We start from the raw sequence: 20,202 nt of genomic DNA, 5'->3' as shown, positions 1-20,202 counted from the left end.
GAAGTATTAATATTTTCAGCTAGTTATTCTTGCCGTTATTATGAGCGTTATTCCTAACGTTTTTTATAGTGCGCTTGCGGTGATCACATAACGCTCGCTAGCATCGTTACCTAGCCCTTCAAATGGGTAACAAGTGATAAGCACTAAGTTTGATTCATCTGCTCGCAACGGAAGTTGTCCTGATGTTGCATCAACAATATCGATACGTTCCACTTGGTATAGCTGGTCGCGCCCTTGAGCATCAGTTAACGAGATAATATCTTTCATTGCAACCTCCTTTAAAAATGAAAAATGACTATCGCGGTGCCCAGCAACCACAAAAGGTTTCGTGCTATTTGCTTGATTAAATGGCGCAATAGCACCGGCAGAAAAAGCTAACGTTGTTGGGTCGCCGCCATTTAATACCACGAGACTTTTATCTAAGCGTTGAAATACTAATTCCGCAATCGGGAAGGTATCTGCCCAAGGCCAAGGCTTAATCGCTATTTGCTTGTTATTAACATTGGCGGTGTTTTCCTGCGCCAGCATAGATTGTTGCCAGCTGCGCTGTATTAATTGTTGCGACAACCAAGCTTTAGCAGGCAACCAACTTGCTTGAATAGACAATAAAGCGCCGATGATTAATAAGCCAATAGCCATTAACGTTGTACTACGTTTCCTTGTAACATTATTGCCTATATCTTTGTCCATATTATCCGAGTTATTCATGTTGATTATCTGTCTGTGCCGTTGCGTTCGCCTTACGCTTGTTGAGCTTAAGAAGCAGTGATGCAAGCAGCATTAACAACACGCCAATGAGTAATTGCTGATGCCAGCCTAGCGCGGTTCTTGGCATAGCAACCATTAAGTTCTCATGTGCTCTGGCTAAGGCGTTTGCTTGACGTTTAGCGCTTGATGCACGGTTACTGGCGGTCAGTAATGTATTTTCTACCGGCTTTTCTATGGCAATAAAGCTGGTATAGGGTGACAATGTTTGATGGGCAATCGATGTTGCAATCACCTCGGCCTTCACGTGTTCTTTATTGGCGCCAGTGACTAAACTGTCGACTAAGTCTGCAATTTTTTCTCGAGCCCATAGTGTTGATATACCTTGAGCTGATTGGCTGTCATCAATAATGACTTGCTGATACCAAGGCAACGTAGCGGTTTCTCCCATGACTTGAACACTGGTTATCGGGAGTTTCGATTTCAGGGTTATTTGCATCGGTTCGCCAAGGTATAAGTCAGTGATTTTTTTTGGATAAGCTTCGACTTGTTGATGAATTTGATTATCGAACATTAAAGAAATATTACTGATAGCAGGGTGACTAATTTTTGCCATTAATGCTGACATTTGACTTTGCACATCGGCATTATTTTGAATAAAGACATAACTACCACGACCAAATTGAGCGGCTTTTTTCATAAAATAGCCATTGGGGGCTGCGCCGATACCCACGGTAAAGAGTCGAAAATTCCGCTGTGCACCATCGAGTAGCTGCATCAATTCAAATTCATTTGCCACTGCACCATCAGTAATAAATACCACTTGGCGGATCGCTTTTGCGGTTTGTTGGTGTGCTTTTTCCATTACGAGCGCTTGGCTTAGTGGCCGATACATTTCAGTGCCACCATCGGCTTGTAAACGACTAATAAATTGTTGTGCTTGGCCAATATTACCTTGTGATGCCATATGGGTTATAGGAAATAACAAATCAACTGTGTTGTTAAAAGCAATAATGTTAAAGCTGTCTTTTTCGTTCAATTGTGAAATGGCTTGCTCAAGGCTGGTTTTTGCTTGTGTCATTGACTTACCTTGCATTGACCCTGAAGTGTCAATAATAAAAATAATGTCACGCGCTAAGGTTGCAGAGCTATCAAGTTGCGGTGGAAAAAAAGTCAGTAACGTAAAGTATTCGCCGTTCACCTGCTCGGTAAAGCTGCTTATTTGTGGCTGTTGACTCGCTCGCAATTGCCAGTTCAGAGTAAAGTCTCTATTTGCTAACGCTTGCTCATGTGAGAGTGTGATCAAGTATGAGGATTGGTCTTGCGTTATTACTTTGGTATTTACTTTATGACTATTACTATTGATTGTTGAAATGCTTGCACCAGCGTTGAGCTCAATGTTGATTGACGCTTGGCTGTCTGCTAATGATTTCGCCATTGGCGCGATTAACTCAGCTTCTAGTTGTGCTGGAAATTGTTGCTCATTATTGCTGTGATAACGCGTGGTCATCGCTAAAGGTAAGGTTAGGCTTAGTTTATTATCAACAAAAGTTACCGGCATAATAAACGCTAAAGTAACCACAACGGTCGATTGCGCAGGAATATTGGCAATATTGTTGGTGAACAAGTTAGGACGCTGTTGTTGCATTAAGCTGGTTTTTTTACCTTGTTTTTTTGCGCTGTTATAAACAGCTTTCGCGGCTTGTTTCTCCATTATTTGGCCAATAATCTCTTGCTCACCAACTTGTACTTTTAAGTGCTTAATCGCCGCATCTTCAGGTAATGGAAATTGGTATTTTGCTTCTAACTCAAGGTTATAAGGGTTAATAAATACTTGTTTTATTTGGGCATAGGCAACGAGGCCATTAACTGCAATATTAGCGCTTATATCCAAGGGCAGGGCAATGTTTTGTAACTCATCAGGGTGATTAAAGACTAACTGTGGTCCATGGATTAAATCGTTATCTTTTATCCGCTGTGTTTGATTATTGAATTCATTATTAATTGTGTTGGCATGTACCAAAGGTGCAATAACAGCGATTAATAAGCTTAAAAGCAGGACTAAGACGATTAACTTAAGCCATCTTCTTCGTTGTTTCTTACGTTTTTGCTGATAATAATATGAGTCTTGGTAGTCGATTAGTGCTAATTTTTTATTTGATTTAAACATCTGATATCCAATATTTTGCTGATAGGCTTAGATATATTTCAACAAAATAAAAGGTGTATAGAGCGGTAAGAAAGAGGCAATTTTATGAGCAATAGTGGCGAAATTATGACAGGCGCATGGAGCAGGTTTAATTAAACTTGATTTAGCGATCATGAATGAATCAAACTGTCGCTGAGCACTTTAGTGCAATCGCCACTCAGTTAAACAATTAACCTAGGTACTAGGTGAACTAGAGGCGGATTATTGAGCGGCTATCACCCCCTGCTCAGCTGCAAATAACTGGTGAGCTTGCGACCAAAATTGGCTAGATATTTTGTTGATGACATTAGATTCAGCATTAATTAACACTGTGAAACCGATATCTAACTCTGGTGAATAGCCAATATCTGCCCGAAAACCGGCAACCCAGCCGGAATGATAAATAATAGGGTGACCATTGAATTGATATATACGCCAACCGTAGCCGTAATGCGCATCAGTTAAATGCTCTCGCCAATAGCGTCGACGTAAGTCTTTTGTAGTTTTAATGCGTGGGGTCGTTAACTCACTGAGCAGTTTTGGAGAAAGTACCTCAGGGTTATGTCCTAAATTGGCAATTAACCACTTGGTTAAATCCGTTATGCTGGCGTTTACACCTGCTGCAGGAGCAACTTTATAATAGTCAGCTTCAACTTTTACCGTACGCCAAATATAGCGTTTAATATCTTTTCCAGCTTTATCTTTTTGACCAGTTTTTATTCTTTTTCTAAGGATATGGGGCTTAGCAGTATTTTTTTGCTGTAAAAATACCTCAATGCCTACCGAAGCATTATCCATTGCTAGCGGTGTAAAAATCCTGTCGTGTAGTAATGTTGAGTAGCTTTTGGTTTGGCTAGCTTCAATCGCAGGTTGTAAAAAACCGTAAGCAATATTTTGATAACCATAACATTTTGCTGGTTGGCAGATGGGGGTAACACGGTTAAAACGACTTATGATCTTATCCATACTCCAATTTTCGTGCAATAAATTGTCATAGGCATTAGGCATTAAGCCACTTGAATGACTTAGCAGGTGCTTTAATTGAATTTTATTAGCCGCGCCCGCAGTTGCTAGAACAAAATTTGGCACATACTTAGTAATAGGATCTGATAAGTTAAGTTGCTGCTCTTGTGCCAACATGGTGGTGATCGTGGCGGCAAAAGGTTTGGAAACCGAGGCGAGCCGAAAAACGGTATTATTATCAATTTTTTGAGTTTTAGTCATGTCGGTATAACCAAAACTTTCCATGGCAATCACTTTATTGTTTTTAACAATCGCGTACGCAGCACCCGGAATATTATATTTTTTTAAATCATGGGCAAAATTAGCAGAGATTTTTTTATTGAAGCTATCGAGCTCGACGGCATGACAAGTTAATGTTGAAAGCAACAGAGAGAAAAAACTGATAAGGCGAAAGATCATTCAGGTAACCATTTGTAAAAAACGCGCTAATTCTAGCGAGTAAAGCGACAAATAAACAGTAAAAGTTAATTTACTGTTAAAATCACCCTTGGAGAGCTTGCCTGCGATTCGATAACCGCCGATAATTTCCTTTCTATAGAATAACGATATTCACAAAAATGATCGTTGTTCTCAAACCGTTGGTAAGCGCTGAGAGAGAATAAACTTAATAGCTTTGGTATAAGCAATGAAGAAAGTTAATTTAATGTTGGCTGTGCGCTTTAAATATACCTAATTTTGATTCATATCAAAACAGCTATTTTTTAGTGCCATAGAATGACAGGCTCCGTGCACTGTAGCCTGCCATATTGATAAGCAGGAGCCAGTAAATTGATAAACCTGAAGTGGTAATTTAAATGAAAAACACAAAACCGTTAGTTTTTGCTTGTTCTGGTTGTTCTCATCTAGCAACGATGGCAAACGATATAGCATTAACACTTGATAGCGACGGTATTGCTGAAATGTCTTGTATTTCGTGGCTTATGGCGGCAACGCAAGAGCAAGTTCAAACAAAAATTCAAGATAGATCAGTAATTTTAATTGAAGGCTGCGAAGAGTCTTGTAGTAGTCGCTGCCTTAAACAAGCCGGGGTGAACATAGCAGCATATTTTAATATTTCAGAGCTTGGTTTTATTGCGCGTAGTGCCAGCGACTGCTCATTGCAAGAAAACAGCATTGCCATGAAGCATATATACACAGAATTAGCTCAACTTGGGCTTAATTAATGATAACGACGGCTAAATTTCACAGTTAAGTGTTCATGGCTAGGTGTTCAGAGCTAAATAGTCATCTCTAGATTAGCGCTTCAAGATGACTTATTTGTTTTTTGCTGACCTGATCAAGCGAGCTGATTATTTATGACTTTTGGCGCTAAACCAAAAGTTCATAAAGTCAGCGGTAAGCTTATTTTCAATTTCCATCGCACGCTCTGTTGGACAAAAAATAGTGAAAATAACCTGAGTATCACCAATATCTGATGTTGCGACTTCAATATGTGGCTCAGGGCCGGCAATATTGATATCTAATCGATGTTCTATTACTTGGTTATATCTTACCGCAACATCATTAAAGTCAGCACAGTAGTTGTTGGCTTTCATTTTTAGCGCATCAATAAACTCAAAGGGGTTTACACTACCATCTCGGGTAATAGTGAAATGGTGAACAGCATAGCGCTTAAGAAAGTTTAAATTTTTGATTGGTGTAGTAACCAATTGATTATTAGGAATATATAGTGTTTTACCAGTAAATTGATAATTGCTGATATTTACCTCAAGTAAGGTTAAGTTGATCCAATCAATGGAGTTGACCTCACCACAATAATTACCCACTTGGATCCAGTCACCAATACGAAATGGTCGATTGGAAATCACATAAATAAAGCCAATAAAACATTGAATAAATTCTCGCGTTGCTAAGACTATAGCAACCACAAAGGCGGCAATTGAGAAGGCAAACTTTTGGATCTCAACTGACCAAATATTGAATACCATAAAAATAAGTGCAAAATTGAAAATATTATTTAATAAATTAACGGTAAAGCGTTTATCTACTTTTTTCTTTTTGGCACGACGTTTAATAAAGCGAGTAATAACTAACTTAACCGTGATAAGAACGATAGCTAATAAAGCGGTGACTAAGGTCTTATTTTCAATAAGAGATTCTATAAAAGATTCCATCATGTTTGTGCTCGGTAAGTCATTACAGCGGTAACTCTATTTGTTGGTGTTTATTGCCATGTTATTTCAAACTTAAATTCTGCATTTTGAAACGTCATGGGGATATATTTAGCAAAATATGCAAGGTAGATGATTTTACCTGATAAATCGAGATAAGTTTGATTTAATTATCAAGTTCTTCTGTTATACCGCTTTGTTGTTACATGAAAAGTGGCTAGCCGCTGAGTTGCCAGTAAGTTGGTTGCTGTAGATGTAACAAGCGTTGCCACGGTAGTCGTTTGGGCTATTTACCTTAGGCTGTTTAGTGTTTATTTTGACGATAAAGCCGCTTGGCATAATCATGAAATTACGCTTAAAGTTTAATGAGTTTGGCATGATGCTTGTAACTGTATTGTCTGTTCAGCTTAGGTTCATTTATCCTTGCATAAAATAATGCTGAATTACCGAGAAATTACTGCTAATTTAAATGCTTAGTTGAGCGTTTTTATCAACGTAACTGACATATAAGTGCTGCGGACAACAAGCTTTAGTCGAGCTTATCTGTGATACAAATTGCTTTTTAATAGGATATATTATGAAATTATTTACCTGTGCTGTGCTGTTAACATTTTCCACTTGTTCTTTCGCTAATACCAGTTTGCCAGGCAACCGTCATATTTCGGTAACCGGCAATGCAGAAATGACGGCGATGCCCGATATTGCCGTTGTGCACTTAAGTGTTGAGAGTAACCAAGCGACAAGTTTAGATGCGAAAAGGGAAGTCGATCAACGAGTTAATAACTTACTTGATGGGCTTGATGATTTTGGCGTAGATGAAGACAATGTTTCAGCATCAAATATCTCAACCGAAATCCGTTACGCTTATAACCGCGCAGAGCGTGACAAAATAGAAGGCTATATTGCTCGTCGCACCTTAAAGGTAACATTAAATAATATTGATAAGCTAAATGCCTTTATGGATTTTGCGTTAAGCGTGAAAATTGATGCCATTCGTAATATCGAATTAAAATCTTCTGATGAAAAAAAATTGCAAGCTGAGGTTAATGCACTTGCAGTTAACAATGCTAAAAATAAAGGTAAGTCACTAGCCAACGCTTTTGGTGCTGACTTGGGGCGCATTTATAGTATTAATGCTAATTCCAATCAAAGCCATCATAGATATGGTGCTAATAACGAGCTTTATGCCGTAAGTGCACGTATGGCTGATAGCTCGGCGAAGCAGGGACGTTATTTACAAGAAAACATTGTATTTTCGGCCTCAATTAGTGTGGTTTTTGATCTCGAATTATAAGGTTTTATCAGTACCGGGCTCTTTCAGCTTTGCTTTGCCTGAAAGAACCCTGTTTTTAATTAAATTAGGGGGGGCTTTATTATTGGGAGGAGAAACAAAGTTAACTTGAGCGACTTGCAATATTATTTATTTAGCTAAAACTTTTTGTTTCTCTAATTCATATTCTTTTTCGGTTATAAGCTCTTCAGAAAGCCAACGCTTAATCGACCTTTTTTAGCATTAACAGGTTCAGAGTCTTTTGTCATATTGGTTGGTAACTCTTTTCGATAAACGTTCACAAACTCAGGAGAGTTACCTGATAGTAATTCCTATCAGTTTTGTTAAGAAAATTGTCGTCGCTCGTCGTCAGAAATTAACAACGTTATGGTACTAAGGTGCCAATTATTGATTTAAGTAAATACGATAACCTTAGAGACAAATTACTATAATAAGGAATCGTTATGCTTAACGAAAAAGTTGCCTTAATTACTGGCTCAACAAGTGGTATTGGTTTAGCCACCGCGCATGTTCTGGCTGCTCAAGGCATAAACCTTGTGTTGCATGGATTAATCTCAGCTATTCAAGGGCAGGAATTAGCGGATAGCTTTAAAGCGCAATATGGTATTGGTGTTTTATTTGATAACGCCGATTTAAGCGACGTTGCCAGTATTGAACATTTGATTAAACGCGCTATTGAGCAAATGGGTAGCATTGATATTTTAATTAATAATGCCGGTATACAACACACTGAAAGTGCAGAAAATTTTCCATTAGATAAATGGAATGCCATTATTGCTATTAACTTATCTGCTGCCTTTCATGCGATTCAATATGCCTTGCCCAACATGAAAAGCAATGGTTGGGGGAGAATTATTAATGTTGCCTCAGTGCACGGGCTAGTTGGCTCGGTTAACAAGTCAGCTTATTGTGCGGCCAAGCATGGTTTAGTTGGTTTAACCAAAGTGCTAGCGTTGGAGTGTGCAGAGCAGGGTATTACGGTGAATGCTATTTGTCCTGGATGGGTTGATACCCCGTTGATTAATGATCAAATATCGGCGATTGCTAAGCAACAAGATATCGCTTTTGAACAAGCTAAATATCAACTCGTTACCGCGAAACAACCTTTACCAGAAATGATGGCGCCTGAGCAAATAGGTGAGTTTATTTTATTTCTTTGTAGTGAAAGTGCTAGAAGCATTACTGGCTCAGCCTTACCTATGGACGGTGCTTGGACCGCGCAATAAACAGTAATAGCGGGTAAAAAAAAACGGGCTGCCATTAAATGTTGAGCAGCCCAATTAGGAAGTTTATCAATAGTTTGTATGTCGATTAACCGGCAAGGCAGTTTAATTTTAGCTTGCTTTCTGCACCGATTCTTTTAGCTCTGACTTTCTCCGTACCGGCCCTTTCTGTGTTAACCTTTTGTACATTCAGCTTTCAGTATAAATTTTTTCTATCAAAACTCGCTTGTTACTGGTCAGTGTTAACGAACTTATCAATGATTTCATAGGTACGTTTATACTGCTCAGGTATCAATTTTGATAACAGCATATAAGCATGGATCAACTCGTTAAATTGATAATGCTCAACGCTTGCACCTGCTTGTTTGGCTTTTTCAGCATACAAAGCACCTTCATCTCTTAAAGGGTCGCAGCCGGCGGTGATCACTAAGGTTTTAGGCATATCAGCTGTAAACTTACTGAATAAAGGAGATGCGCTTGTTAGCAAGCGAGTAACTGTCGAATTTTCCGAATTATTAATAGCTTCAAGACTGCTATTGATAAAGCTGGAATCTTGGATATTAAAGTATTGTTGAAAATACCAATGTACTTTATCTGCTTCTAATAGAAACCCTTGACCATTATCAATAATTGAACGACAGCTCATCGTGTAATCAACACTGGGATAGAGCAATATTTGTTTATCAATATTAATCTTAGGGTTATCAATATTGTTCATGACTAAGCTGGTACAAATGGCACCACCAGCGCTATCACCAGCAATATATAGTTGCTCACTATGTTGATAGTCTTTTAGTAAAATTGGGTAGTTTTCTAGCAAGTATTGGCAATCATTCAAACCACAAGGATAAGGGTGCTCAGGTGCTAGACGGTAATCAAGGCAAATAACAATGGCATGGGCGGCAATGGCAAGCTCTCGGCTGATAGGGTCATATAAGTCAATGCTACCGCACATATGACCACCACCATGAAAGTGCAGTAAAACAGGCAGTTGTTTATCAGGCTCAGGATGATAAATTCGAGCAGCAAGCTGATGATCTTGCACCGTTAAAACGCTGCTCTTTACTAGGCTTACTTCTGGGCCAGTCAACATGTATGCGGATAAGTTTTCTAAGTTTTGCCTAATAACTTGGGGCTCAAATGTCGCTCCACTTGCCTTAGCTTGCTCAAGTCCGACATTAACTTGTTCGAGCAATGGCATTAAGTTTTCTGATACATTTCCTCGCATACTAACTCCTTTCTTGCTGTGCGTGTGTTTTTCTTGCCGTTTCGGGCAAAAAATAACTACCGATAAATAAGGTTGAACTCAGTGCGGTGATTAAAATAAATGACCAAGTGTAATCACCTTGATGAATATCAACTAAGGTACCGAATACCCAAAGGATCAATGTTGATATAATGTAACTAATAGAATAAAACATGCTAAATATGATGGTGATGCGGGCAGCAGTCATTTTGGGTAGTTCATGCGGAATTGACACTAATGCAGTGACCGGTAAAAAGATAAAAAAGCCCAAGGTAATAGCTGCTAATGTCTGTAACCAATAAAGTTCACTAAAAGAAAAAATTGCGGTACTGACGATAACGACTAAGCCTGACCAACGAATAACTGGTAAGCGCGCTGGCACTTTTTTACTGTAAATAATCCCAAAAATAGTGCCGATAATACCAAAGCCAATTACCCATTTACTTTGCACAATGCCTGCTTTGGGATAGAAGGTAAATAAGCAAATATAAAACGCTAGAATACCCGAGTAAGCTAAGCCATAAATCCAGTTGAAGCGATCTTTTAAGCCTTGGCTATAACTATAATTTTCTGATGCTTCATTATGCTGACTTGTTGACGTCGATGGCTGCTCAAATTTAACTAACAGCCAAAGCAAGGCGATAACAAAACTGAAAATAGAGAATAGCAGTAAGCTATTTTGCCAGCCGCCAGTTAGCTGATTAATACTTTGCATTTGCCACAAAATTATCGCTGTTCCAATATTAAAGGCGACGGCATTAATACCATTAATGGTGGCGCGTTCTTCAGCTTTAAAAAACTGTAAAACGATAGGGTTAAAATACACCACCATAAAAGCACCACCTAGCCCCATGAGGAATCGACTCAATAGCAGTAATTCATAATTTGGTGCATAAGGGGTGAGCAGGCCAATAGTGATTAACAGGCTAGAAAGAAAAAACGCATATTTAATGCCCAATTTTATTGCTATCCAGGCAGCAATAAAAGTACCGAAAATTTTAGCCAAGGTGACCGCACCACTAATAAAACTTGCTGAGGCTAGGCTATGAATGTCGAGTGAAAGCATAATGCTTTGCATGCTAGCTGTGCCACCGACCCAAGCCATGGCAAATAAAACATAACTAAAGAAAACAATAGCTTCTACTAAGTATTTGTTGGTGATTTTCATCTATGATAACTTTTAAGCTGATAAACAACGAATGGCTAGACTACCTTAGGGAATTTGGAAAATAAGTACTACCTTAGTGCACTACAACTAACAGGTAAGCGTGATATGCTAATCAATAAAAGCGTTAATGGCAGTTACATCAAAGTAGCAATTACTGGCTAATTGAGGAAAAGATGTTGATTGGCCTTATACACTGATCTATTCAAGCAATACTTGCCTAAATACGTTGCTAATTTCAGCTCAATCAATACCTGGTCTAAAAATGTTGCTAATTTAAGCTCAACCCTGCATCTTGCAGTGACATGGATATATAGAGGAATAAATTTGTTAGCTTGGTTATCTATTGATACGTGGTTGGTTACCATTATTTCTGTTGGTTATCTTTGTTTACTGTTTCTAGTGGCTTACAAAGGTCAAAACCAATCACCTGAACAATGGCGCTGTAAGCCTTGGGTTTATAGCTTATCGCTAGCGGTTAGCTGCACTTCTTGGGCTTTTTATGGCACCGTTGGGCAAGCTGCAACCACAGGAGCATGGCTTGCGCCCATTTATATCGGCTCAATGCTTTGTTTAGTGCTGGCGTGGCCAATGCTGTTAAAAATGTTAAACATTATTAAACGGCAAAATTTAACCTCAATTGCAGATTTTATTGCTTTTCGTTATGACCGCTCGCCTAAAATAGCCATTACAGTTGCCTTGATCGCATTAGTGGGCACCGTGCCTTATATCGCTTTGCAGTTACGTGCTATTAGTACCAGTTTCGATTTACTCACCGGTACCTTTCAATCGGGTGTTAGTACAGCATTTGTTGTTACAGTCGTGTTGATTGTTTTTAGTATTTTATTTGGTACCCGACAAATTGCCGCCAGTAAACAAAATCAAGGTTTAGTCCTAGCCATAGCGTTTAGCTCAGTGGTAAAACTGTTTGCGTTAACGACTGTTGGCTTGTTTGCAACATTTTTTGTTTTTGATGGTTTTGCTGATCTTGCATCACAACAACAAAGTCATGCGCTATTTAGCGAAAATAATTCGGTCTATCTTGCGATAGCGCAAGCGATACTCGGTGCTATTACTATTTTTGTTCTTCCGCAGCAATTTCATATGATGATGATTGAAAATCATCATCCGCAAGAATTAAAAACCGCTCGTTGGTTATTTCCGCTGTACTTTATTTTAATTAACATTTTTGTATTACCGATCGCAATTGCAGGTTTGATCACTTTTCCTGGCGGTAGTGTTGATGCGGATACCTATGTATTGACTTTACCTTTATTTTTTCAACAGGCTTGGCTAGGTATTATTGTTTATATTGGCGGTTTAGCAGCAGCTACTAGTATGGTGATTGTTTCGGCTATCGTACTCAGCACTATGATCTCAACTGAGGTGATCACGCCGTTAACATTGAAGTTTAAATTATTCACCAAGGCGGGTGCACCGCAGTTTTCTGGCTTATTGTTAAAACAGCGCCGCTTGGCCATTAGCGCTATTTTGTTATTTGCTTTTGCGTTTGAGCGCAGCATAAACCAGCAAAGTCATCTCGCCAGTATTGGTTTACTGTCTTTTGTGCTGTTATCACAATTTGCCCCCGCGATTATTGGTGCCTTGTATTGGCGTAAAGCCAATGGTAAAGGCGCATTAACCGGACTGATTGTCGGCAGTTTGGTCTGGTTTGTTACTTTGTTATTACCGATTATTGCGCCTAATTTAGCTTGGGTACAAAATGGCTTATTTGCTATCGCTTGGCTGAAACCAACGGCACTTTTTGGCTTAAACTTTCTTGATTTAACCAGTCACGGCGTATTTTATAGTTTAATGAGTAACATCGTTTGCTTTGTTGTTGTTTCGCTACTGACGCATCGCAGTGTCGGTGAAAAATTACAAGCAGAGATTTTTATCAGTCAAAGCCAGAGTAAGTTTGAGCGTAACCTCAGTACCGAAGATCTCTACAGTTTATTACTGCGATTTATTGATAAAGATTCCGCTGAAGCCTTTATGAAAGTTGCTAAGTCTAATCACCTTAATGTCGATATTGAGCCAGTAAATTTGGTGGAATACACCCGCTTACAGCTCTCGGGTGTACTGGGCTCAGCTTCAACACGTATGGTGATGAAGGCTGCTTCTAGAGCAGAGAAAATGCCATTAGAAGATGTGGTGAGTATCGTTGATGAAGCTAACCAAATGTTTAGGTTTAATCGCGAATTACTGCAATCAGGAGTAGAAAATATAGAACAAGGCATCAGTGTGATTGATGCTGATATGAGATTGGTGGCGTGGAATCAACGCTATATTCAGTTATTAGACTACCCAGAAGGCTTTGTGCAAGCGGGTTTGCCAATTGATATCTTACTAAAATATAATATCACGCGCGGTATTATTTCTGGTCATTATAATAGTGAGCAGATGATCGCCAAACGCATTGCTCATATGAGAAATGGTGATAGTCATCATTTTCAGCGCACAATGCCTACTGGTATCGTCTTAGAAATTCGCGGACAGTCGATGCCTGGTGGTGGTTTTGTTAGTACTTTCTCGGATATTACGGCGCATATCGAGGCAGAGAAAGCGTTACAACAAGCCAATGAAACCTTAGAAAAACGTGTTGAAAGTCGCACTGAAGAGTTACAAAAAGCCAAAGCTGAAGCTGAAGCTGCCAACAGCAGTAAAAGTCGATTTTTAGCCGCAGCAAGTCATGACTTAATGCAGCCTTTTAATGCATTGTCGTTGTTTACTTCGATGTTAAAAAAGAAAGTGCAAGGGGAAGAGCTAACGGTACTAGCCGAACACATTGATGATTCACTAAATGTAGTGGAAGCGTTATTATCTGATTTAGTCGAAATTTCTCGATTAGATAGTAGCTCTGAAAAAATAGAAAAAAATCAATTTGCCCTTGATGATTTGTTAAACCCACTTAAAAATGAATTTACCGCCTTAGCAAAACAAGCCAATATCGACTTTTCATATCAATTAAGCCAATGTGTGGTGCATTCTGATAAGCGTATGCTTAGGCGGATAATACAAAATTTTTTGTCGAATGCAGTACATTATTGTCATGATAAACAAGGTAAAAAAGCCCATCTTCGCAATCGAATTTTACTCGGCATACGGCGCAGTAAAACTATGATCCGCGTTGAAGTATGGGATAACGGTCCAGGTATAGCTGTTGCACAACAAAAAGCTATCTTTCGTGAATTTGAACGCTTAGAGCAAAATCGTGAAATACCGGGACTTGGCTTAGGCTTAGCGATATCAGAGCGTATGGCTAAACTGTTAGGTTTAGCTATTACGGTTAAGTCAGCGTTAGGTAAGGGCACATGTTTTAGTATTGAGATACCACGCGTTAGCGCCAGCGAATTGATTATAACCAATAGTAAAATTGGTCATGAACATCGAGCAAATAAAACCTTAGAATCATTAACTGAAACTTCAGCCGACAACCCGTTCAACCATATTGTGGTATTATTGATCGATAATGATGAATTGATGTTAACCGCTATGGCATCACAACTAATCGATTGGGGTTGCCGTGTGCTAACGGCGCATGATCAACAGTCTTGTCAACAGGCATTGGTTAATGGTGAAGTTGCTCCTAATATCATTATTGCTGATTATCACCTCGATTATGGTCAAAATGGCGTTGATTTAGTACAAGGGATGATGACAGCAAGGCAATGGCATCTGCCGGCGATAATTTGTTCTGCTGATCCTTCAGAAAGTGTCCGTCAGCACACCAGTGACGCTGAGTTTTTGTTTTTACGTAAACCGGTAAAATCATTGGCGCTTAAACGTATAATGCGTCAATTACTTATCTAAATAGTGGCATTTAATAAAACGATTATTAACTATGATGATGTTTTGGTCATGAGTTGAGTCTACTTTTTTAACTTTAGCAGTATCTTTCATTTCTAATTCACTTCGCTACCATTCTTAGCTCCGGTTATTTGCCTTATCTGACCGACATTTCAGCGTAACCGCTCGAACATAAGTTAATACCGAGAGGTTGATAAATTTATTTAAAATATTAAAGCTGACCATCTATCTTGTAAGTTATTGATAACACTATTGGTTGACCAAAGTGTATTGCCAGTTAGTGGGTTTTGTATTGTTTTGTTTGTTGTTTTGGTTATATCTTTTTGTTGACGCTCATTGTTATATTGGTTAGTTTATGGTGTCGTTAATTTTAAAATAACAAAGGCTCAGATAAAGCTTTGAATAATTAGTAGACTCAAAAACCAAGGTGGGGAAGATGAAGAACATAATTACAACCAATAAAACAAAACTTGCTGCAGCTGTTCAGCAATTATTCATAGCAAAAAATATTCGCAATAATTTATCTATTGCTTGCTTAGGCTTAGCATTACCATTTTCAGCGATGGCTGAAGAGCAAGTAAAAACCGATGATATTGAAGTTATCGAAGTTAAAGGCATGCTTGGTAGCCTTAAAGCCGCTGCACTTCTTAAACGTACCGATGGTCGAATTGTTGATGCTATTGTCGCGGAAGATATCGGCAAATTACCTGATAATAATATCGCTGAAGCGCTACAACGTATAACCGGTGTATCAATCAATACTGATTTTGGTGTCGGTGATAGTGTTTCTATTCGTGGTTTGCCGCAAAATCGCGTGGAATTAAATGGTCGCTCTACAATAGGCGACTCACGTGATGGCATAAGCCTGCAAGATTTTCCATCAAGTTTTTTAAAAGCGGTCGAAGTTGTCAAATCGCCAACAGCAGATATGATTGAAGGCGCGTTAGGCGGCACAGTAAGCCTGAAAACGGTTCGTCCTTTAGAGTTAGAAAAGTTAACGGCAGCGTTTTCCCTTGATGGAGAGTATGCGGATAAAACTGAAAACTGGGCACCTGTATTTAGTGGTTCAGTTGGTAATAACTGGGACCTCGGTGATGCCGGTACATTTGGCGCCCTGGCGATGTTATCTTTCCAAGATCGTGAAATTAGACAAGATGAGTTTTTTAGCCGTATTAAGCCTCAAGATATCGATGTTGATGGCATGACTGCTAATACCGAAAGTGGAAATTTTATTGTTAGAGATCAGCATACGGTAGAGCAATATGTTGAAAACCGTAAACGTAGTGCACTAAATTTATCACTTCAATGGGCTCCAGAGTCTGGTGATGGCATGATATATCTTGATCTCAATGGCACAAAACGTTCAGGTGAACAAAATGGTAGTTCAATTATTGCCGTAGGTGGATCGCTACAAACTGATGCGAATACGACTCAAGATGCCAACGGCCAACTGAATAACTATACCTTAACCAATGATTTTGCCATTCCTAAAACCTATAGTGATTTTCGTGAGACAGACTCTTTTTCACATGCGCTTGGTGGTGATTGGACGATTTCAGACGGTATTATGATTTCTGGTGAAGTTGCGGTAGCTTCTTCCGAAAGCTTTAGACCTGATTCTGAATTTACCCTACGACCTATTGAGCGTTCAACCGGTAATACGCACACATATGATGGTGTTTTCTCTCAATCCGGCGATAAACTCCCTAGTATCATTCATTCAGATCCCGCAGCATTTACCAGTGCAGATAACTTAGCGTTACGTACTTTTAAGACCGAAGAGAAAATAACCAATAATGATGAGACGGCAGCACGTTTTGACATCACGATTGATGAACCGCTCGGCGTTGATTGGGTATCTGCATTAAAAGCCGGTATTCGTGTCACTGAACGTGAATATGTTTATAAAGAATATAAAGAAGAAATAAAAGACATCTACAAAAATGCCCTTAATGATGCTGACGGCTCATTAGCGACCTTATGGATTGATGATTATAATGCTGCATTCCCCAATAGTTTTACAACCATTAACCATGCAAATTCATTTGATCAATTGGGCTTGTCAGGCCAAAACGATTTATTAACTTACGCAAACTTCAATGGTTTATCTAATCCTGGTAATGCTTATACGCAACTGCAACAATTACTGGTCGGTACTAACTTGGCGACTACCGGTAGCTTAGCGGATAACCTGCAAGAAAATGAAGGTGCCTATCGTGATATTACTGAAGATACTACTGCGATTTATTTGTCAGCACATTTAGATTTTGATGATATTACCGCGATTATAGGTGGCCGATACATTAAAACAGATCTTGAATCAGCGGTTATTCGTGATGGAGAAAAGGTTAATGGTAAAAATGATTATAGTGATTTTTTACCGAGCTTGAACGTGACCTATAACGTTACGGGCGATACTATTGTTCGTTTCGCTGCAGCAAAAGTCATGCGCCGTGCTGATTTTGGTCAATTAAGTCCTGCATTTGACATCGATAACTCAATTGTCACCGCCAATCAGGGAGCAATTGATTTAGAACCTTTCCGTGCCACTCAATATGACATATCTGTTGAGCATTACTTTGGTCAAGGTAACATGGTGTCGTTTGCCGTGTTTTACAAAAATGTTGAGTCTTTCTTAAGTACTGAGTCTACTTGTGTGGCTAACAGTGCAACATCAGGACAAAACGTAACGGAATGGGAAAATGTATGTCAGCTTAATACCGCAGGCATTAACAATAGCGATTTAGTTTTTTCAAGCGCGTCTGATTTTGCAAATAATGCCGAAGGTGAAGCGCATGTTGCCGCATTGCGTGATGCTGGCCTAACCGGTATTGATACCGAGAAAGATACTAACGGTGAAAATGGTAAAGTTAAAGGTTTTGAAATCGGTTATCAACAATTTTTTGACTTCTTACCGGGTGCATTTTCGGGTTTAGGTGTCAGTGCTAACTACACCTATGCAGATAGTGAGCAACCTAACGGCAATCCTTTATTAGATATCTCTAAAAATACTTACAACTTACAGGTATTTTGGGAGTATGAAGGTGTGTCTACTCGCTTAGCTTATAATTACCGTGATAGCTTCTTAGATACTGAAGATGAAAAACGTGTTGAATCTATTGATGCTACAGGTGCTATTGGTGCAGATGACTCTGTTTACGGTAATAACTATCGTGATGATAGAGGCCAGCTAGATTTATCAGCAAGTTGGGATATCAATGAGAATTTCACTTTAGTGGCTAATGCAACCAACATTACTGGCGAACCTTCTATTTTTAAATCTGAATTAGGTAGTAGCTGGAAATACACTGAAGCTGATCGTCGTTACACCATTGGTATTCGTGCTAAATTTTAATTAAATCAACAATAAGTAACTTAGTTGGTCGTTGATTTGTTAAGTTGTTTACCATTGAGTTATAGAATACTGATTAACTACGGTTCTTAAGTTAACCTTTTATTACATCAAAGCAACGCAGTATTTATTCGTTTAAATACTGCGTTTTTTTTGAAAGAAAAAGTCATGCTAAGCGTAATGAACGTACAGTAAGTATTGGTAAGGGCATTTATGAATAAAGCAAAATATTGTTTTTTTTCGAGATAAAAATCTAATTAACAGCTTTATCATTGGTTATTTACCTGATGAGTGTTTTTGGTTTTGTTGTTGTTACCAATAGTTGTTGATTGGTTGACACTAGCTCTTGTTTTGGTTAGTATGTTGTACGTCTTGATGTTACCGGTTTTAGTTAACTAAGTCGCTTGCCTAATAAAGGCTCAGTTCAATGGCAACATGGGTTTATTACAAAGATACAGTGGCTTTATTTAGCCAATAACATGGTGCTTTATTACCAAAATTACGCTTGGTTTTAGTACTAGGTTAAGTGTTAAGTGACTAGGAAACTCAACAATTTTATCGCTGTTGACCGAGACCTTAAATACAGGAGCAAGTGCCATTGTTTGCATGCAGCTCCCTTAAACGCTTAGCTGCTAAAACTTTAGCGCAAAAAATTAATTATATCAGACAGTTACTTACTTATTAAATGAGCTTTCTATCTGATATAAATAAATTAGCAGGCCCACCCGAGGGGTGAGCAATTACACACGCAAATATACATATAGCAATATATTTAGGAGCTAGTTATGACAAAACCTACTATAGGTTTCATCGGCCTTGGCCTTATGGGCAGCAACATGGTTGAAAATTTACAAAAGAAAGGTTTTGAACCGATTGTAATGGATCTTAATAAAGATGCGGTAGCGGCTGTTGTCGCTCGTGGTGCCACTGAAGCTAACTCAGCTGCAGAACTGGCAGCAGCAAGTGATATTGTGATGCTTTGCCTTACTACTTCAACGGTTGTTGAAAAGCTAATTTATGCTGAAGATGGCATTTTAGCCGGTATTAAAGAAGGTGCGGTACTGATCGACTTTGGTACATCTATCCCAGCTTCTACGCGTAAAATCGGTGCCGATCTTGCGAAAAAAGGCGCAGGAATGATTGATGCTCCGTTAGGCCGTACACCAGCACATGCAAAAGATGGTTTACTTAATATTATGGCATCTGGCGATGCGGCTACATTCGAAAAAGTAAAACCTATTCTTGAAATGCAAGGTGAGAATGTTTTCAATTTAGGCGCTCTAGGTGCAGGTCATACGACTAAGTTAATCAATAACTTTATGGGAATGACAACTGTCGCTGCTATGTCACAGGCTTTCGCTGTTGCTGACAAAGCCGGCGTTGATCGCCAACAGCTTTTTGACATTATGTCGACAGGTCCATCTAACTCACCTTTTATGGGCTTTTGTAAAAACTATGCGGTTGATGGTGTAAGTGATCTAGGTTTTTCGATTGATAATGCCAACAAAGATTTAGGCTATTTCCTTGAAATGGTTAAAGACTTAGGTACTCGTGCACAAATTGCAGAAGGCACTTCTGCTAATCTTAAAGCGGCAGTTGATGCCGGTATGGGGAAAGGTAATGTTCCTGAAATTTTTGACTACTTTCGTGAACTAGACGTTATTCGTTTATAACGTTATAGCGCTAATCTCAAGCGAGTATTGAGATCTAATGAATAAATAAAAAGCTTCGTAAGAAGCTTTTTTCTATTAAGCTTTTTACTTTTCTATCAATATCAAATAATGACTTTATTTTAACTGCCGAGCAATAATGACAGCTCAAGGCTATCCGGGACGTTTACCTTCAAAATAAGAACGTGGGGTAAAGTTGATGTACAACGCTTTAATTCTTTCTGACTCATACCATTCTACACTGTATTTTAGCCATCAATAGATAGTTAGCGCTTCGTGCGCTGTTATACCAAGTTTATTAAGTTTGTTCCCACTCAGCGCTCTTCTCGATGTTCAAAAACAAGGCGAATTTGTTTCGGTTTAGTCACTCTAAATAAAATAAATTTAACGATATTAGTGGATATCGAGAAAGCTCCCA

Annotated in this window: 13 protein-coding genes; 6 read left to right on the top strand and 7 right to left on the bottom strand. The window is 38.9% G+C overall.

Annotation, left to right across the window (positions count from 1 at the left end; all coding sequences use genetic code 11):
• Positions 1-63 precede the first annotated feature (63 nt).
• From FGD67_RS05095 to FGD67_RS05085, 3 genes are all read right to left on the bottom strand, one after another.
• Complete coding sequence (locus tag FGD67_RS05095; RefSeq protein ID WP_257173977.1) at positions 64-708, bottom strand: class GN sortase; 645 nt, start codon at positions 706-708, stop codon at positions 64-66.
• Positions 701-2,875: a marine proteobacterial sortase target protein gene (locus FGD67_RS05090; protein WP_257173976.1), complete on the bottom strand. Its 2,175-nt coding sequence runs from the start codon at positions 2,873-2,875 to the stop codon at positions 701-703. Before FGD67_RS05090 ends, FGD67_RS05095 begins: the two co-directional genes overlap by 8 nt.
• A 240-nt stretch (positions 2,876-3,115) precedes the next feature.
• The gene (locus FGD67_RS05085) at positions 3,116-4,315 is read right to left on the bottom strand and encodes a serine hydrolase (protein ID WP_257173975.1); all 1,200 of its coding nucleotides are present in this window, start codon (positions 4,313-4,315) and stop codon (positions 3,116-3,118) included.
• A 395-nt stretch (positions 4,316-4,710) separates the two neighbouring features.
• Here FGD67_RS05085 and FGD67_RS05080 point away from each other — a divergent pair, with 395 nt between their 5' ends.
• Complete coding sequence (locus FGD67_RS05080) at positions 4,711-5,079, top strand: putative zinc-binding protein (RefSeq protein WP_257173974.1); 369 nt, start codon at positions 4,711-4,713, stop codon at positions 5,077-5,079.
• 126 nt (positions 5,080-5,205) lie between these two features.
• On the opposite strand, the gene FGD67_RS05075 is transcribed toward FGD67_RS05080, so the two are convergent.
• Complete coding sequence (locus FGD67_RS05075) at positions 5,206-6,033, bottom strand: mechanosensitive ion channel family protein (protein ID WP_257173973.1); 828 nt, start codon at positions 6,031-6,033, stop codon at positions 5,206-5,208.
• A 571-nt stretch (positions 6,034-6,604) separates the two neighbouring features.
• Between FGD67_RS05075 and FGD67_RS05070 the strand changes: the two genes are divergently transcribed.
• Together FGD67_RS05070 and FGD67_RS05065 are read left to right on the top strand one after the other, a co-directional pair.
• The gene (locus FGD67_RS05070) at positions 6,605-7,321 is read left to right on the top strand and encodes an SIMPL domain-containing protein (protein ID WP_257173972.1); all 717 of its coding nucleotides are present in this window, start codon (positions 6,605-6,607) and stop codon (positions 7,319-7,321) included.
• A 440-nt stretch (positions 7,322-7,761) separates the two neighbouring features.
• Entirely contained in the window at positions 7,762-8,544 is a 783-nt protein-coding gene (locus FGD67_RS05065; RefSeq protein WP_257173971.1) for a 3-hydroxybutyrate dehydrogenase, read from the top strand.
• Between the two features lie 226 nt (positions 8,545-8,770).
• Here FGD67_RS05065 and FGD67_RS05060 read toward each other — a convergent pair whose 3' ends face one another.
• Together FGD67_RS05060 and FGD67_RS05055 are read right to left on the bottom strand one after the other, a co-directional pair.
• Entirely contained in the window at positions 8,771-9,769 is a 999-nt protein-coding gene (locus FGD67_RS05060) for an alpha/beta hydrolase (RefSeq protein ID WP_257173970.1), read from the bottom strand.
• A gap of 1 nt (position 9,770) precedes the next feature.
• A complete protein-coding gene (locus FGD67_RS05055) occupies positions 9,771-10,955 on the bottom strand; it encodes an MFS transporter (protein ID WP_257173969.1) in 1,185 nt (394 codons plus the stop codon).
• A 324-nt stretch (positions 10,956-11,279) separates the two neighbouring features.
• Between FGD67_RS05055 and FGD67_RS05050 the strand changes: the two genes are divergently transcribed.
• Together FGD67_RS05050 and FGD67_RS05045 are read left to right on the top strand one after the other, a co-directional pair.
• On the top strand, positions 11,280-14,765 hold the full coding sequence (locus FGD67_RS05050) for a PAS domain-containing hybrid sensor histidine kinase/response regulator (RefSeq protein ID WP_257173968.1): 3,486 nt from the start codon (positions 11,280-11,282) through the stop codon (positions 14,763-14,765).
• 559 nt (positions 14,766-15,324) lie between these two features.
• Positions 15,325-18,117 (top strand): TonB-dependent receptor, encoded by a 2,793-nt coding sequence (locus FGD67_RS05045; RefSeq protein WP_373567875.1) that lies wholly within the window; start codon positions 15,325-15,327, stop codon positions 18,115-18,117.
• Between the two features lie 464 nt (positions 18,118-18,581).
• Here FGD67_RS05045 and FGD67_RS05040 read toward each other — a convergent pair whose 3' ends face one another.
• Positions 18,582-18,722: a hypothetical protein gene (locus FGD67_RS05040; protein ID WP_257173966.1), complete on the bottom strand. Its 141-nt coding sequence runs from the start codon at positions 18,720-18,722 to the stop codon at positions 18,582-18,584.
• A 177-nt stretch (positions 18,723-18,899) separates the two neighbouring features.
• Here FGD67_RS05040 and FGD67_RS05035 point away from each other — a divergent pair, with 177 nt between their 5' ends.
• Entirely contained in the window at positions 18,900-19,787 is an 888-nt protein-coding gene (locus FGD67_RS05035; protein ID WP_257173965.1) for an NAD(P)-dependent oxidoreductase, read from the top strand.
• Positions 19,788-20,202 lie beyond the last annotated feature (415 nt).

Source organism: Colwellia sp. M166 (genome assembly GCF_024585285.1).
GTDB lineage: Bacteria > Pseudomonadota > Gammaproteobacteria > Enterobacterales > Alteromonadaceae > Cognaticolwellia.
The sequence above is the reverse complement of the archived record's forward strand: the minus strand, read 5'-3'. Positions and strand labels throughout refer to the sequence as shown.

What these genes read in the sequence shown, in the direction of transcription:
- FGD67_RS05095 (WP_257173977.1), bottom strand. Translation starts at nt 708, where the DNA reads ATGAATAACTCGGATAATATGGACAAAGATATAGGCAATAATGTTACA.
- FGD67_RS05090 (WP_257173976.1), bottom strand. Translation starts at nt 2,875, where the DNA reads ATGTTTAAATCAAATAAAAAATTAGCACTAATCGACTACCAAGACTCA.
- FGD67_RS05085 (WP_257173975.1), bottom strand. Translation starts at nt 4,315, where the DNA reads ATGATCTTTCGCCTTATCAGTTTTTTCTCTCTGTTGCTTTCAACATTA.
- FGD67_RS05080 (WP_257173974.1), top strand. Translation starts at nt 4,711, where the DNA reads ATGAAAAACACAAAACCGTTAGTTTTTGCTTGTTCTGGTTGTTCTCAT.
- FGD67_RS05075 (WP_257173973.1), bottom strand. Translation starts at nt 6,033, where the DNA reads ATGATGGAATCTTTTATAGAATCTCTTATTGAAAATAAGACCTTAGTC.
- FGD67_RS05070 (WP_257173972.1), top strand. Translation starts at nt 6,605, where the DNA reads ATGAAATTATTTACCTGTGCTGTGCTGTTAACATTTTCCACTTGTTCT.
- FGD67_RS05065 (WP_257173971.1), top strand. Translation starts at nt 7,762, where the DNA reads ATGCTTAACGAAAAAGTTGCCTTAATTACTGGCTCAACAAGTGGTATT.
- FGD67_RS05060 (WP_257173970.1), bottom strand. Translation starts at nt 9,769, where the DNA reads ATGCGAGGAAATGTATCAGAAAACTTAATGCCATTGCTCGAACAAGTT.
- FGD67_RS05055 (WP_257173969.1), bottom strand. Translation starts at nt 10,955, where the DNA reads ATGAAAATCACCAACAAATACTTAGTAGAAGCTATTGTTTTCTTTAGT.
- FGD67_RS05045 (WP_373567875.1), top strand. Translation starts at nt 15,325, where the DNA reads ATGGCTGAAGAGCAAGTAAAAACCGATGATATTGAAGTTATCGAAGTT.
- FGD67_RS05040 (WP_257173966.1), bottom strand. Translation starts at nt 18,722, where the DNA reads ATGCAAACAATGGCACTTGCTCCTGTATTTAAGGTCTCGGTCAACAGC.
- FGD67_RS05035 (WP_257173965.1), top strand. Translation starts at nt 18,900, where the DNA reads ATGACAAAACCTACTATAGGTTTCATCGGCCTTGGCCTTATGGGCAGC.